Here is a 14,503-nt window from a genome sequence, read left to right on the forward strand (position 1 = left end):
TTCGCGCTAACAACATTTTTTCGGAGGTCGCTCGCACATGTATACGCTGAGCCTCGCAGAGCTGTTCACCGCATGGCTCGCCCTCGGCGCCCAGTCGTGGGGCGGCGGCTCGGCGACTCTGCTGATGATTCAGCGCGAGGTGGTGGAGCGGCGCGGCTGGATGCGCGCCGAGGAGTTCACCCAAGCCTGGGCGATCTGCCAGATCGCGCCGGGGATCAACCTGCTCGGCCTGACCATCCTGATTGGCTGGCGGCTGCGGCGCGCGCCCGGCGCGGCCGTGGCGATCCTCGGCTTGCTGCTGCCCAGCGTCTCCCTCACCGCGCTGCTCACCGCGATCTATGCGAGCATCCGCGAGCAGCCCCTGGCCGAGGCTGCCCTGCGCGGGGTGGTGCCGGCCACGGTTGGCCTGGGCGCCATCCTCTCCTGGCAGCTTGGCTGTCCGCTGCTGCGCGATAGCCGCCGCGAGGGGCCGGGAAGCCTGGCGGTCAGCCTGGCCCTCCTCATCGGCAGCGGGGCCGCCGTGCTGCTCTGGCACCCCCCGGTGATCCTCATCCTGCTCGGCTCCGGTGCGCTCGGCGCGATCACTGAGGTGCTGAAACGCTTGCGGCACTGAGGGGCTGAGGGATTCGCAGCTGCGGCTCACCTCAGCGTCTCAGTGCCTCAGTGATCTTGGTTGCGGTGCGCGGCGAAGTCGGCTACACTAAGCTGTACCCATATCTACTTGAAGTGGCTCTACGGCGCATGAATGATCGTCTATATCGCCTATCCAACCAGCCTGGCCCTGAAGTCGGCCAACGCGATCCAGACCTACACGACCCTGCGCGAGCTGCGGGCGCGCCGGCCTGATACGCTGGCGATCATCCCGCGCTGGGGTCGCGAGCCGAGCCGCTTCGCTGAGCTCGGCGCCCGCCACCTGCCGCGCCCGGCGATCGGCAAGCTCTCGCGGCTGCACAAGAGCACGCTGCTCTACTACCTTGAGCACAGCGCCTTCGCGCTGATGACGGCGGCCCTGCTGGCCCCGCGCGCCCGCGAGATCGAGGCGGTGTATGTGCGCCAGGTGATCTGCGCCGCCTGGTGGGCCGGGGTCTACGGCCCGCTCCTGGGCGTGCCGGTGATCTATGAGGCCCACGACCTGGAGTCGCGCAACCCCTCGCGGGCCAAGGAGCCCTGGGCCGAGGGCCTGCTCCACCTGATCGACCGGGTCGCCCTGACCCGCTCGGATGCGGTGGTCTCGCTCACCGATGACTTCCGCCGGCTGCTCGGCGCGATCAGCTGGCGTCGCCGCGAGGATGTCTTCGTTGTGCCCGACGCCTACGACGAACGGCTCTTCGCCCCACAGGATCGTCTCGCCTGTCGGGCCGACCTCGGCCTGCCCGCCGACGCGCCGGTGATCGCCTACGCCGGGATGACTTTCGCCCACCGCTGGCTCGATGGGCTCGTGGATGCGGCGGCGAGCCTGGCCGAGCAGCTCCCCGGCCTGACGCTGCTGCTGGTGGGCGGGCGCGACGCCGAGCGCGAGGCGCTGCGCCGCCAGGCCGAAGGGCTGGGAATGGCGCTCTGGCAGGGCGACGGCCCGCCCCCGGCGGGCGCCCGCGCGACACTGGGGCTGTTCGGCCCGCGCCCGCAGGCCGAGGTGCTGGGCTACCTGGGCGCGGCCGACGTGCTGGCCATCCCCGACACGGTTACCGATGTCACCGCATCGCCGCTGAAGCTCTTCGAGTACATGGCGCTCGGCCAGCCGATCGTGCTGCCGGACATGCCGGCCCTGGCTGAGATCGTGCCGCCGCAGCTGAGCTACACCTTCGCCCGGCGCGACCCGGCGGGCCTGCGGGCGGCCCTCGCGGCGGCCCTGGGCACCGGCTCTGATGCGATGAACAGCGCTGCCCGGCGCGGCCTGGCCCTCGACCACACCTACGGGCGGCGGGCGGAGCGCATCCTGGATGTCGTAGAACGCGTATCAGGGAGGGCGTCGCCCTCCCTGATACACTCCTAGCCCGCTATCGGCGCTGCGCCTACACTGGGAAGAAGGAGATCGCCGCGATGATGGCGATAATCAGCAGGATCAGCGCGCCGGCACTGCCACCGCTCTCATCCTGCTTCTGGGGCACGGCCTGAACGAAGATCACCTGTGGGGGCGCGGACTGCGGCGGCGCGGCGAAGATCATGCGGAGCAGAGCCACAGCGGCGACGATAACCAGCCCGATGTTAATGATTCCTTCCATCGTTCCCCTCCTGCTGTCTCAGTCGGCGGTAGGCGCTGTTCCTGAGGAGGAAGATGGCGAGGTGAGGAACATCCCGGTCGTTACCGTTGTATCATAGCGGTGGCCCGCGCAGATGACGAGGATATCTCGCCAACGGGTTACTCTAGATGAAGCCACGGAATCCCCAGATGATTCTCTCGTACGCCTCATCGCCATCTCAGCAGAGCATTTCGACTGGGATTAGGTAAACGCCGGAGGGAAGCAAATTTGCGCGGATCGAAGCGGTGAAGTGGGCCAAGGGGAACTATGTCTGAGCAAAAGCAGAAGGAGCAGGTGGCGCTGCTGATCGCGCTCAATGAGCAGCACGTGAGCCCGTCCGAGTTCACGCTGCGGGGCGCGGTCAGCACGATCGGCCGTGAGCCGGGCTGCGATGTGGTCGTGCAGCGGCGGGAGGTGTCGCGGCTGCACGCGCGGGTCGAGCGCCAAGGCATGCGCTATATCCTGATCGACGCGAATAGCTCCAACGGTACCTATGTGAATGGTCGTCGGCTCACGGATCCGCACTCGCTGGAGAACGACGATCTGATCGGGCTGGGGAGCGGCCCGTCGCTGCTGAAGTTCATCGACCCGCTCGACACCTACGTGCCCACGCACGGCCTGCGCTACGATGACCAGCTGATGGTCTTTCTACTCGATGGGCGCGCGCTTGAGCTGACGCCGGGGCAGGCGAAGCTGCTGCTGCTGCTCTACCACAGCGTCGGGCGCCTCTGCACCCGCGACGAGTGCGCCCAGCAGATCTGGGGTCAGCCCTACGAGGCCGCCCATCACGCCGCCGCCCTCGATATGCTGGTGGCCGGGCTGCGCGCCCGCATCCGCCAGGTGAACAGCGACCTTGACCCGATCAAGACGCGGCGCGGCCTCGGCTATGTGCTTGAGCAATAAGGGTGCAGCAGCGCTGCGCTGCTGCGCCCTTACGGATGCTCACCTTTAGGTGCGAAAGCCCAGGACGTTCACGCCTGGAGCTCGACCATCAGGTTGAACTTCGCCTGGAGCCGCCCGGCGGTGTCGATGATCAGCACGTCCACATCCTGCTCGACGGCGGCGTCGATCGCCTTGTAGACAACGGCGGCCGAGTCGGCGCCCTGACCCATGCTCACGCAGGGCACCCCGGCGCGCTCGGCCCATGTCTCCAGCTGCTCGGTTGCGGCGGCGCGGAAGGTGTCGCCGGCGGCCAGCAGCACCTTCTTGCCGAAGCGGTACTTGTAGCGGTGGGCCAGCTTGGCGATCATGGTCGTCTTGCCGGCGCCGTTCACGCCGACCACCAGCACCACATAGGGCCGGGCGCTGGCCTGCTGCTGGCCGGCGAACTCCTGGAAGGTGCGCACCATCTCGGCCTTGAGCATGTCGCGCACCTCGCGGGCCTTCTTGGTGCCGTGGCGATTCACTCGGTCCTTGGTGCGGTTCACCAGGTAGAGCGTCGTCTCCAGGCCGACGTCGCCCTGGATGAGCGCCTCCTCAAGCTCGTCCCACAGCTCCTCCGTGACGGGGTCGTCGTTGGCGAAGAGCCGCGAGATCTGGCCGAAGATGCCCTGGCGGGACTTCTCCAGGCTCTGGGAAACCTGGGCCTCCTCGGCCTGGGCCTCCTCCTCGGTGCGCGGCGTGTCCTGGCCGCGGCCAAATAGGCGTTTGAACATCGTGATTCCTTCTATCTTAGCCCCAGCCGAGGTCGTTGGCCTTCTTGCTGGGGCGGGGGAGCGCCCCCTCATCTTCCTTCTCGTCGCCCGACTCGGGGGAGAGCTCCTCATCGAGCATCTGATCGACCATCTCGTCCCAGTCCTCGCCGGCGTCCTCGCCAAGCTCCTTGCCCATGCGCTTGGCCCAGCGGGCGATTGAGCGCGGGTCGTTCTCATCCAGGCCGGCGAAGTTGACGGGGTCAGCCATCGCATCGAGGCGGGCCTCCTCGGACTTGAGCGTGGCGAACTGTGAGACGGCGCGGCGCACCTGATTGTTGCCGCAGCGCGGGCAGGCCAGGTCGGCCGGGTCGCTGAAGCCCCGGACGAGCTTCTGGAATCGGCCGCTGCACGCGGGGCACTGGTACTCGTAGATTGGCATCGGATGTACCTCTAGCTGGAATGTTGGGTCGCAGCAGCGCCGCGCTGCTGCGCCCTTACGCGGTGATGATCTCCTCGACAAGGGCGGGCGCGGCCACCGGGCTGTCGGACAGCGTGTAGGCGGCCAGGAGGCGCGGGGCCACGCGTTGTGCGTCCTCGTCGCTGGCGGCGTGGATGGTCAGCAGAGTGGCCCCCGGCTCGACCCAGCCGCCCACCTTGGCGGCGAGCACCAGCCCAACGCGCGGGTCGATGCTGTCCCCCTTGCGCTCACGGCCGCCGCCGAGGGCGTTGCATGCCATGCCGATGGCCTCGCCATCGATCACGCTGACATAGCCGGCGCGCGGCGCCGGGAGGTCGAGCGTGGCCGGGGCGGTGGGCAGGCGGCTCGGGTGCTCGATATAGCCCAGCTCGCCGCCCTGGCCGGCGACCATGCGGGAGAACTTCTCCCAGGCCGCGCCGCTGTCGAGAGCCTCGCGGAGCAGGTCGCGCGCCGCCGCATCGCCGTCGCGCAGGCCGGCGAGCTGCACCAGCTGGGCGCCGAGGGTCAGGCAGAGCTCGACAAGGTCGTCCGGGCCGTGGCCGCGCAGGGCGCCGATGGCCTCGCGGACCTCTAGGGCGTTGCCGACCGCGAAGCCGAGGGGCTGCTGCATCGAGCTGAGCACGGCGGAGACCCGGCGACCGGCGTGGCTGCCGATCGCGACCATGGCCCGGGCGAGCCGGCGGGCGTCGTCGATGGTGTGCATGAATGCGCCGCTGCCATACTTCACATCGAGGACAATGCAGTCGGCACCGGCGGCGAGCTTCTTGCTCATGACGCTGGCGGCGATCAGCGGGATGGACTCGACGGTGGCGGTGACATCGCGCAGCGCGTAGAGCTTCTTGTCTGCGGGGGCGAGGTCGCCGCTCTGGGCGGCGACCACCAGGCCGACCTCGCGCACGGCGCGGCGGAACTCTTCGGCGCTCAGGTCGGTGCGGAAGCCGGGGATGCTCTCCAGCTTATCGACAGTGCCGCCGCTGAAGCCCAGGCCGCGGCCGCTCATCTTGGCCACCGGCAGGCCGACGGCGGCGGCCAAGGGTGCGAGCAGCAGGGTGGTCTTATCGCCGACGCCTCCGGTGGAGTGCTTATCGACCGTGAGCGGCGCGAGGTCGTGCAGGTCGAGCATATCGCCGCTATGGGCCATGGCGATCGTCAGGTCGGCCGTCTCACGGTCGTCCATGCCGCGCAGCACCACGGCCATGGCCCAGGCGCTCATCTGGTAGTCGGGGATGTCGCCGGCGGCGTAGCCGGCGATCAGCCAGCGGATCTCGTTGCCGCTGAGCGCGGCCCCATCTCGCTTCTTTGCGATCAGCTCTACAGCCCGCATAGGGTGCCTTCCCAGGGGGGTATGGGGAGGCGGAGCCTCCCCGTATTCTTTTTTGTTGGGTTTGGGCGGCGAAGCCGCCCAAACCCAACAAAAAGCGGGTTCGGGGCATCGCCCCGAAGGATGTCGATGGAGCTTACCCGCGCAGGGCGCGGATGGCCTGCGGCAGCTGGGGCAGCAGGTCGGAGGCGAGGGCACCGGCGTCGCCGAGCTCCGCGCGCACGCGCGCCCCGGCCGCGCCGTGCAGGTAGACGGCGAGGGCGGCGGCGTCAAAGGGCGCGACCCCCTGGGCGAGCAGGCCGGTGATGGCTCCGGCCAGCACATCGCCAGTGCCGGCGGTGGCCAGGGCCGGGTTCGCCCCATCGTGGACGAGGCTGCGGCCGTCGGGGTTGGCCACCACGGTGGTCGCGCCCTTGAGCACCACCACCTGGCCCCAGGCCTGCGCCGCGTCGACGGCGCAGGCCACCAGGTCGGCGGGGAGCTCGTCCAGCTTGAGCAGGCGGCGCATCTCGCCGGGGTGGGGCGTGAAGATGAATCGGCCGTGGGGCAGGTGCTCGGGCCAGTCCTCGATGGCGGCCAGCAGGTTGAGCCCGTCGGCGTCGATGACGGTGGGCGGTAGATCGAGCGCCTTATCGCTCTCGGCCGGCTTCTCCGCCGAGGGGCTGGAGTGGAAGCCGACGCGGGCGCGCGACTTGGGCTGCTCCAGGCCGAAGACGCGCCGGACAAACTCCTTCGTCGGGTCGGCCGTGCCGAGGCCGGGGCCGATCAGCAGCGCCTTGTAGCCCTCCAGGGCCTTGCCGATCTCCTCGGCGGCGGCCGGGCCGACCGCGCCCCACTCGCCCTCCGAAAGGGGCAGCAGAGTCACCTCGGGGCCGCGCCCGGTCGCGCCGAGCACCGTGCGGCCGGCGGCGAGGGTGACGAGCCCGGCGCCCACCCGCCCGGCGGCGGCGCAGGCTAGGGCGGCGGCGCCGGGGTAGTGCAGCGATCCGGCAACGATCAGCGCCTTGCCAAAGTCTCCCTTATGGGCATCGGCGGGCCGCGCAGGCAGCAGCGTGCGGGCGTACTCGGCCGTCAGTATCTCGCTCATACAAGCCTCCAGATTCTGCGATGGTATTCCGATATCGGCGAGGGCGATGGCCCCAGCGGCGGCCCTCCCCGGGTGCAGCAGTGTTCCGCGCTTGATCACGCCGGTGGCGACGGTCAGGTCTGCGCTCATCGCGGCGCCGGCGATGGCCCCGCTGTCCGAGTCGACGCCGGTGGGCAGGTCGATCGCGAGCGTTACAATCTCCGCGCCGCGCATCGCCTGGGCCGCGCCCACCTCGGCGACGATGGCGGCGAGCTCACCCGTCACCGGGCGCGTGATCCCGGCGCCGAGCAGGGCGTCCACCACCAGGCTGGCCTCGCCCAGGGCCGACCGCAGCCCTGCGCGGTCCGGGTCGTCCCCCGCGCTCAGCTCAGGGATGTTGCGCGTACGGCAGCGCTGTCGGTTGGCGTCCGAGGGCTCCGCCGGCCTATTCCAGAGGTAGAGCTGCGTGGGGTGCCCGGCGTCGTGCAGGTGGCGGGCCACCACCAGCCCATCGCCGCCATTGTTGCCAGGGCCGACGAGGATCAGGGCGCGCCCGCCGCGCCTGAGCCGGCCAAGCGCCACCTGGGCGACCCCCCAGCCGGCCTGCTCCATCAGGCCGGCCCAGGTTTCCCCGGTGTCGACGGCGGCCCGCTCAAGGGCGCGCATCTCCTGCGTGGTGACAAGCTTCATGGGAATGTATTGTACCGTATCTCGGGGCAGCCGACCAAGGATGGCCCCGGGTGGTTGCACCGTCACCTCCCGGCGGGGGGGCGGGGGCGGCGAAGCCGCCCCGCAGTATGTTTGTATTGGGTTTGGGGTAGGGTCATTCAGCGCTCGCCGACATCGCCACCACGCTGGCGATAGCGCTGCCCCCGCTGTGCGACATGCTTAGGGCGATCTGGGTAAGGCCGAGGGCATCGGCGGCGGCGGCGGCGGGGCCGTGGAGCCGGAGGGAGGGCTGCCCGTCAGCGGCGCGCACCACCTCGATGTCGGTCAGCCCGGGGCGGTCGTTGGGCCCGGCCCCAGCGGCCATGCCGCTCAGCCCGAGACCCAGTGCCTTCGCCGCCGCCTCCTTGGCCGCCCAGCGTGCGGCGAGCGACTGGTAGCGCGGCGCGGGGCCGAGGGCGGCGCAGTCTCCCAGCTCACCCTCGGTGTAGACGCGGCGCAGGAATCGCTCGCCCCAGCGGGCCGCCGCCCGCTCGATCCGCGCGATCTCAACGATGTCGATTCCGTGATAGATCATTGCTCTCCGATCAGCGACACCTCCGCCACCAGCGAGTTGTAGTCGTGCCCGTTGGCATAGATCTGAACCCCCTGTAGGTAGCGGTAGTCGGGCAGCCACTTCTGGTCGCGCAGGTTAAACGTGAAGTGTTGCCACTCGGCCTTCGGGATCTGGTAGTAGAGGACGTCCTTGTCCTTCACGCGGGGCGTCTGGTCGTTGGTGTCGGTGTAGATGCAGACCACCCGCTGCTGGTCCGGGTCGTCCGGGCTATCCTGGCGGGCGAGGAGTCGGATCATCACGGGGCACTCGCTGCCGCGGTCGCCGACATCTTCGAGCGACTGGTCGATCACGCGCACCCAGAGCGAGAAGGTCAGGGTGCGATACTCCGAGATATCGATCCCGTTGCCGTCGGTGCCGAGCTGCTGCCGGATGCCGGTGGTGAACCCGCTGGTCTGTCCGCCGGCCCGGTAGAACCAGGCCGCCGTGCGCCGATCCGACTCGGCGCAGGTGTTGTCGACGTTCGGCGGGCGGCAGATTGATGAGAGCCGGAAGAAGCCCTGCTGCTCGACCGGCAGCGGCGGGGTTCCGTAGACCTCCCAGCTGTCAGAGCGCGTCAGGGTCGGCTCGGTGCTGTTGGTGGTGTTGTTGTACTCAGCCTCGCTGAATAGCGAGAACCAGCCGTCGCGGATGAGCTCCCAGCGGGCGGGGACAGGCAGCCCCGGTGCGCCAGATTGGTCGATCTCGACGCGCTGGCGGGCACCGAGCACCACGCCGGATCCTCGTGTGCTCTGAACGGTCGCTGTGCCGCTGCGGACGGCCACATCGGTGGTGAAGGGCTGAACCTCGGCGTCCGTCGTCACCTGCACGATGCGGTTCGTCGGCTGGATGGAGACACTGTAGCTCCCGCCCGGTGCGAGGTCGAGGGTGACATTGCCCACGAGCACGCGGAACCGCACCTGGTTATAGGGCTGACCGGACCGCAGGTCGTAGCGCACATAGCCGCCGCTCTGCCGGATCGTCACCTCCTGAAGTCGGTCGCTCCAGCGCGTGGTCTGGAGCGTGTCGAAGCGCAGGTCCGCGCCGGCCCACAGGTCGAGCTGGCTCTCATCGAAGAGTCTGACGCTGGTGATCTGGCCATAGCCGGCCTTTGTCACGACGCGCACGCTATCACCTTCGCCAATCATCTGCTGGTCGCTGATGCCCTGGAAGATGCTGCGGTTGGCGGGCTGCCAGCTGACCCACTCCGCCGGCCCGCGCAGGATCACGGTCGCGTCGCGCTGGTTGGTGGCTGAGAGATAGAACTGGCGACCGGCATATATGGCCCAGCCGACGATGAAGAGGAAGATGCTAAAGAATCCGATCAGGGCTCCCCAGGCGATGCGCAGCGTGCGCTGCTGGGATGCGCTGCTCCGGTCGCTGGGCGCGAGTTCAGTGTGTTGCATAGAGGGCATCTACTGCGCGGGATCGGGCGCTTACTTAGAGAGGCTGGTCTTCACGATCTGGTGGTGCGAGTCGACCGTCACTGCGGCGACGATCGGGGCCACGGCGCCGTCTGCCATCGCGCATTGGCCGCTGAAGGTGAAGGTATAGGCGGGCGTCGACGGGCGATGGCCGAGCTCGGATGCCGCAAGCCCCAGGCGCTTCATCAGCTCGGGGTAGGGATGCTGGCCATCGTGCTGCGGCGTCACCTCCGGGTCGATCCCGGCGAGGTCGGGCCTGCATGGGTTGCTCCTGGCTGGGGGCCAGCGCCGCGGCGCTGCTGCCCCGTACATTGATCGCGCGCTGCCTCTTATGACACGGGCAGCGCCGGGTCTCCATAGAGCACGAATTCGAGCAGTGTCTTCGTGTCATCATCGTCGAGCCCACCCTGGCGCCGGAGCAGGTCGCGCAGCACTGCCGTGTGGGCCTCCGTGACGGCCTCGCCGAGGCGCCGGCCGGGCTGGCGTAGGGCGATCAGCAGCTGGAGCGCCAGCAGGTCGGACTCGCTCGCCGGCGGGTCTGGCGCCCCATACGAGAGCCCGATGGCCCCTATCAGGACGGCGCCGGCCGCCAGCAGGGCCATTGCCAGCGACTGCTCGCCGTGTGTCGTGCTCAGCCTCGCCCCGAAGCAGGCCTGGGTGATGACCACGGATCCATCGAGCTGTACCCCAGCGAGATCAGCGGGCCGGAGGGCCGGGATGAGCTCGCTATCGTCGGGCGACTGCCCGTACCACGCGGCGCTGCCTATCACGCCGTGGAGGTTGCAGTAGATCCGTCGCGCCCCGGCGAGGCGCTGGCGGTCGATCATCCCCTCTCTCAGCGGCGGTGCCAGGAGCAGATCCTCGGCGGGCTCCCCGGCGGCGGCGAAGACCTCAGCAGATACGGTGGCCCAGCGGGCGGTGCTGATCCCGAGGGCCGGCCCGTGTGGCCGCCTCCCCGCGCGATGTGCGGCGGCCGTCAGGGAGAGCAGGTGGGCCAGGGCGCGCTGCTCGGCAGGCCCGGCATCGGGCGTGCGGCCCACCGGCCAGTGGACGAGCAGATCCTGTGCGGTGGCCATGCCATAGACGCTGTCGGTGAGTATTGGGCCGTCGCGGTCGCGCATCGGGTTGGGTGCGATGCCGAATGGCACCGTGTCGGGGCCGCCAACGATCCACAGGCTCTCTATGATTATACCATTGCGGCTCGCAAGAGCGCGCTCAATCGCAGCGAGCTGTGTGGCGAGGGCGGCGGGTGTGAGCAGCGATGGGCCGACGCCGAGCTCCGGCAGCCCATCCTCGGGGTCGTAGGCTAATGTGGCGACCCCGGCGGCGATGCGGGCCGCGAGGGCCTCGTCGAGGGCGGCCGACACCGCAGCGTAGGCCGGGCCGTAGCTCTGCCGCAGCTGGCGGCGCGGGGTCAGGGCCAGGTGCATCAGTGGCCCTCAGCGGCGGCGAGCATCAGCGCGGCGGCCCCCAGCACCCCGGCGCGCTCGCCGAGGCTTGCCGGGAGGATCGGCACATCGCGGTAGAGATCGACGAGCACCCGCTCATAGGCGATCGCGCGGGCGCGGGCGAGCAGATCGGGGTTCTCTAGCGCCACGCTGCCGCCGACGAGCAGCAGCTCGGGGCTGAAGATATGCAAGATCGAGGCGAACCCCAGGCCGAGCAGGTGCGCCTCGCGCTCCATCAGGCTGCGGGCGAGGTCATCGCCGGCGGCGGCGGCGCGGGCCACGTGGGCGGCCGTCACCGTCTGCGGGCTGGCCAGCGTGTGGAGCATGCTGGCGGGGTGCGCGGGCATTGCGGCGGCGGCGGCCTCGCCGAGCCCGCTGCCCGATGCGAGCTCCTCCCAGCGCAGGCCGCGCTCGGCGTCGAGGAAGATCGAGCCCAGCTCGGCGGCGGCGCCCATGCGGCCGAGCAGCAGCTTGCCGTCCACAATCACCCCGCCGCCGATGCCGGTGCTCACCGTCAGGTAGACCATATGGCGGGTGCCGGCCCCCGCGCCGAAGCGCCACTCGCCCAGGGCGGCGACATTCGCGTCGTTATCGATCACCACCGGCAGGCCGGTCGGCAGGGCCAGGGCGTCGCGCAGCTGGATGTGATACCAGCCCGGCATATTTGGCGGCGCGTAGACCATGCCCGTCTCAGGGTTGAGCGGGCCGGGCGCGCCCACCCCGATGCCGAGCAGATCACCGCCGGGGGGCAGCCCCGTACGCACCTGGGCGATTAGATCGAGCACGCGTGTGATCACCGCGTCAGGCCCCTGCTCGACGAAGGTGCGCGCACGCTCGTGGGCGATGATCGTCCCGTCAGCGGCGATCAGCGCTGCGCGAAGCTGCGTGCCGCCAATATCGGCACCAATAACGTACTTCATGGGCATATTGTAGCACGATAGGCAAAAGAAACACTTGACAGCACATGTGTTTGCTTGCTATAATCATTGCCACATACGTTCTGTGCCCGCAGTGTCCCCACACATGATCGGCGGGCCGATCTTGAGTGCTCGGGCGAGGGCCGTCTAGAGCAAGCGTCGCCGCTGGCCGCCTTGGCTGCGGCCAATGAAAGGATAGGGCTATGCGATCTGCCGATGGTCTTTCTGTTCGCCAGGAAAAAATCCTGCACTACATCGAAGAGTTTTTCGAGAAGCACGGCTACTGGCCGGCGATCCGCGACATTCAGACCGACCTGAAGATCTCGTCCACCTCGGTGGTCGCCTACAACCTGAAGGCGCTTCAGGATAAGGGCAAGATCAACCGGCAGGGTAAGGTCTCGCGCGGCATCACGCTGCCCCGCACGGCCCCGGCCGCGCTGGTATCCTTTCAGGTGCCGCTGCTCGGCACGATCACTGCCGGCCAGCCCCTGCCCGACCCGGAGCAGGTAGACGCCGCGGGCGCTGAGAAGGTGGATGTGCCGCAGGATCTGGCATCCGCCGAGAAGCTCAAGGATGTCTATGCGCTGCGGGTGCGCGGCCAGTCGATGATCGACGCCCTGATCGATGATGGTGACATTGTGCTGCTGCGGCGCCAGGAGACGGCGAACAACGGCGATATGGTCGCCGCGATGCTGGTGGAGGAGAACGCCGTCACCCTGAAGAAGTTCTACCACGAGGGCCTACGCATCCGCCTCCAGCCGGCGAACCGCACCATGGAGCCGATCTTCACGACCTCGGACAATGTGCGGATCCAGGGCCGCGTCGTCGGCGTGCTGCGCTCGCTGTTTTAGGGGACAGGGGACAGGGGACAGGGCAGGGACAGGGGACAGGCCGAAGGCTCTCACACACACGAGAGTCTTCGGCCTGTCCCCTGTCCCCTGTCCCCTATTCCGCAGTCAGGCGCAAGAACAGATCCTCAAGGCTCTCGGCCTGGGCGCCGAACTCGCTCACCGCCACCCCCTTGGACAGCAGGTAGGCCAGCAGCGCCGCCTGATCCTCCTCGACGAGCGACTCCGCCTCGATCAGGAAGACGCGCCGGTCGCTCGGGTCGCCGCTCAGCCGGCGGATCGTCGGGAGCCCCGCCGGACGCTCGGGCACATCCTCCGCCCGCCCGCTCTCATCTTGGCCTGACGGCACCGCATCCTCCGCCCTGGCGATGAGCGGACGAAGGGCGGCCTCGGCCTCGCGTGGGTCGTGGAGCACCTTGATCCGCAGCTTCGCGCCGCCCTGAAGCTGCTGCCGCACCACATCCACTGAGCCGCTCACCACCATCCGCCCGCTCTCAATGATCCCTATCTCGTTGCAGACCTCGGCCAGCTCGCTCAAGATATGCGAGCTGAGCACCACGGTCTTGCCCATCTCACGCAGGGCGCGCAGCAGCTCACGCAGCTCAACCCGCGCGCGCGGGTCGAGCCCGCTCGCCGGCTCGTCAAGCAGCAGGACAGGCGGGTTGTGGACGAGTGCGTGGGCGAGGGAGAGTCGCTGCTGCATGCCCCGTGAGAGGCTCTGCACAAAGGTGTCGCGCCTCGTGTCAAGGCCGACGAGATCGAGCAGGCTGCCCACGGTCTTCCTGCGCTCGGCTGTGGCCATCCCGTAACAGCGCGCGAAGAAGTCGAGGTACTCCCAGACTCTCAGGTCGTCGTAGACGCCTGAGACATCGGGCATGTAGCCGACGAGGCGCTGGGCGCTGCCGATATGCTGGAGCTTCCCCATCAGGCGGACCTCGCCGGAGCTGGGCGCAAGCAGGCCGGCCAGAAGGCGCAGGGTCGTCGTCTTCCCTGCGCCATTCGGCCCGATGAACCCGTAGATGCTCCCCTGCTGTACGGTGAGGTTGAGGTTATCGAGGGCGATCGCCCGGCCATAGCGCCGAGTGAGGCTAACCGTCTCGATGGCCAGGGTCATAGCGGCAATCCTTGCTGAGCGTAGCATCTGCGGACAACACAATCGGCGCGGCCACACCGTGTGATGGCCGCGCCGAAGAGGGGCGCCTGGAGCGAAAGTTTCAGCGGGAACCGTACGGCGTGGAGGAACCTGGCGCGCTAGCGACGGCGGCGCAGACGCTCGACATCATCGACCCGTACACGGACCGGGGCCGGCTCGACCTTGAGCAGCGTGGCGGCGACCGCGAGGGCCACCAGCAGGGTGAGAACGATAACGAAGGCCAGAATCATGGCGGGGTTCCTTTCCGCAGATTACCTATGCCAGGCTCATCGGAACGGGTCGACAAAGGTTATAGATATAGTATAGCGAAAAATAATACCGCCGTCCATACCAGTTTGGTGAGAATTCCGTCAAGGGTGAGCATTCCGTCAAGGATGTCGGTGTGTGGTATCGCGCAGATACCGGGGCCCGTGGGGCGCGATGACTATTTGACAGCCCTGGGGCCTCGTGATATACTCCGCAAGTGCGTGCGGGGGTGTAGCTCAGCTGGGAGAGCGCGACAATCGCACTGTCGAGGCCAGGGGTTCGAGCCCCCTCACCTCCACCAAACGTACGGGGCTTTAGCTCAGTTGGGAGAGCGCGACACTGGCAGTGTCGAGGTCAGGGGTTCGAACCCCCTAAGCTCCACCAGGAAACACAGGAGGCGTCGCGCATTGCGCGGCGCCTCCTGTGTGTATTCACGGATAGCTCGCCTTTAGGCGCAGAAGCCCAGGAGC

The 14,503-nt window shown here is 68.6% G+C and carries 16 protein-coding genes and 2 tRNA genes; 6 read left to right on the forward strand and 12 right to left on the reverse strand.

Translation table 11 applies throughout. The features are described 5' to 3' along the window. Positions 1-37 precede the first annotated feature (37 nt). On the forward strand, positions 38-613 hold the full coding sequence (locus K2Z83_RS00490) for a chromate transporter (protein WP_220593225.1): 576 nt from the start codon (positions 38-40) through the stop codon (positions 611-613). 132 nt (positions 614-745) lie between these two features. Next, the gene (locus K2Z83_RS00495; RefSeq protein WP_220593226.1) at positions 746-1,993 is read left to right on the forward strand and encodes a glycosyltransferase; all 1,248 of its coding nucleotides are present in this window, start codon (positions 746-748) and stop codon (positions 1,991-1,993) included. Between the two features lie 19 nt (positions 1,994-2,012). Here K2Z83_RS00495 and K2Z83_RS00500 read toward each other — a convergent pair whose 3' ends face one another. Then, the gene (locus tag K2Z83_RS00500; RefSeq protein ID WP_220593227.1) at positions 2,013-2,222 is read right to left on the reverse strand and encodes a hypothetical protein; all 210 of its coding nucleotides are present in this window, start codon (positions 2,220-2,222) and stop codon (positions 2,013-2,015) included. A gap of 285 nt (positions 2,223-2,507) precedes the next feature. Between K2Z83_RS00500 and K2Z83_RS00505 the strand changes: the two genes are divergently transcribed. After that, a complete protein-coding gene (locus tag K2Z83_RS00505) occupies positions 2,508-3,143 on the forward strand; it encodes an FHA domain-containing protein (RefSeq protein ID WP_220593228.1) in 636 nt (211 codons plus the stop codon). 68 nt (positions 3,144-3,211) lie between these two features. Here K2Z83_RS00505 and K2Z83_RS00510 read toward each other — a convergent pair whose 3' ends face one another. The 9 genes from K2Z83_RS00510 to K2Z83_RS00550 form a co-directional block, all read right to left on the reverse strand. Further along, positions 3,212-3,895 (reverse strand): signal recognition particle receptor subunit alpha, encoded by a 684-nt coding sequence (locus K2Z83_RS00510; protein WP_255603041.1) that lies wholly within the window; start codon positions 3,893-3,895, stop codon positions 3,212-3,214. A gap of 16 nt (positions 3,896-3,911) precedes the next feature. After that, positions 3,912-4,313, reverse strand: coding sequence for a zinc ribbon domain-containing protein (locus K2Z83_RS00515; RefSeq protein WP_220593229.1), 402 nt, complete (start codon positions 4,311-4,313; stop codon positions 3,912-3,914). A gap of 55 nt (positions 4,314-4,368) precedes the next feature. Continuing rightward, positions 4,369-5,676, reverse strand: a complete 1,308-nt coding sequence (locus tag K2Z83_RS00520; protein WP_220593230.1) for a thymidine phosphorylase — start codon at positions 5,674-5,676, stop codon at positions 4,369-4,371. Positions 5,677-5,809: 133 nt separating this feature from the next. After that, positions 5,810-7,429: an NAD(P)H-hydrate dehydratase gene (locus tag K2Z83_RS00525; protein WP_220593231.1), complete on the reverse strand. Its 1,620-nt coding sequence runs from the start codon at positions 7,427-7,429 to the stop codon at positions 5,810-5,812. 133 nt (positions 7,430-7,562) lie between these two features. Beyond that, complete coding sequence (acpS, locus tag K2Z83_RS00530; RefSeq protein ID WP_220593232.1) at positions 7,563-7,982, reverse strand: holo-ACP synthase; 420 nt, start codon at positions 7,980-7,982, stop codon at positions 7,563-7,565. Continuing rightward, positions 7,979-9,403 carry a hypothetical protein gene (locus tag K2Z83_RS00535; protein WP_220593233.1) on the reverse strand — a complete coding sequence of 475 codons (1,425 nt, stop codon included), beginning with the start codon at positions 9,401-9,403 and terminating at the stop codon, positions 7,979-7,981. Before K2Z83_RS00535 ends, acpS begins: the two co-directional genes overlap by 4 nt. A 30-nt stretch (positions 9,404-9,433) precedes the next feature. Next, on the reverse strand, positions 9,434-9,733 hold the full coding sequence (locus tag K2Z83_RS00540) for a hypothetical protein (RefSeq protein ID WP_220593234.1): 300 nt from the start codon (positions 9,731-9,733) through the stop codon (positions 9,434-9,436). 17 nt (positions 9,734-9,750) lie between these two features. After that, the gene (locus tag K2Z83_RS00545; RefSeq protein WP_220593235.1) at positions 9,751-10,851 is read right to left on the reverse strand and encodes a C25 family cysteine peptidase; all 1,101 of its coding nucleotides are present in this window, start codon (positions 10,849-10,851) and stop codon (positions 9,751-9,753) included. Next, entirely contained in the window at positions 10,851-11,789 is a 939-nt protein-coding gene (locus K2Z83_RS00550; protein ID WP_220593236.1) for an ROK family protein, read from the reverse strand. The genes K2Z83_RS00545 and K2Z83_RS00550 overlap by 1 nt, the downstream gene beginning before the upstream one ends. Before the next feature lie 200 nt (positions 11,790-11,989). Here K2Z83_RS00550 and lexA point away from each other — a divergent pair, with 200 nt between their 5' ends. After that, positions 11,990-12,637: a transcriptional repressor LexA gene (gene lexA / locus K2Z83_RS00555; protein WP_220593237.1), complete on the forward strand. Its 648-nt coding sequence runs from the start codon at positions 11,990-11,992 to the stop codon at positions 12,635-12,637. Positions 12,638-12,731: 94 nt separating this feature from the next. Here lexA and K2Z83_RS00560 read toward each other — a convergent pair whose 3' ends face one another. Both K2Z83_RS00560 and K2Z83_RS28590 read right to left on the reverse strand, forming a co-directional pair. Beyond that, a complete protein-coding gene (locus K2Z83_RS00560) occupies positions 12,732-13,748 on the reverse strand; it encodes an ABC transporter ATP-binding protein (RefSeq protein ID WP_220593238.1) in 1,017 nt (338 codons plus the stop codon). 137 nt (positions 13,749-13,885) lie between these two features. Beyond that, a complete protein-coding gene (locus K2Z83_RS28590) occupies positions 13,886-14,017 on the reverse strand; it encodes a hypothetical protein (protein ID WP_255603043.1) in 132 nt (43 codons plus the stop codon). A gap of 241 nt (positions 14,018-14,258) precedes the next feature. On the opposite strand from K2Z83_RS28590, the gene K2Z83_RS00565 reads away from it, so the two are divergent. Both K2Z83_RS00565 and K2Z83_RS00570 read left to right on the forward strand, forming a co-directional pair. Continuing rightward, positions 14,259-14,334: transfer RNA gene (locus K2Z83_RS00565), tRNA-Ala, on the forward strand. Positions 14,335-14,341: 7 nt separating this feature from the next. Then, positions 14,342-14,417: transfer RNA gene (locus tag K2Z83_RS00570), tRNA-Ala, on the forward strand. The last annotated feature ends 86 nt before the right edge of the window (positions 14,418-14,503 follow it).

Origin of the sequence: Oscillochloris sp. ZM17-4, from assembly GCF_019599295.1 — a bacterium.
In the GTDB taxonomy this organism is placed as follows: Bacteria; Chloroflexota; Chloroflexia; order Chloroflexales; family Chloroflexaceae; genus Oscillochloris.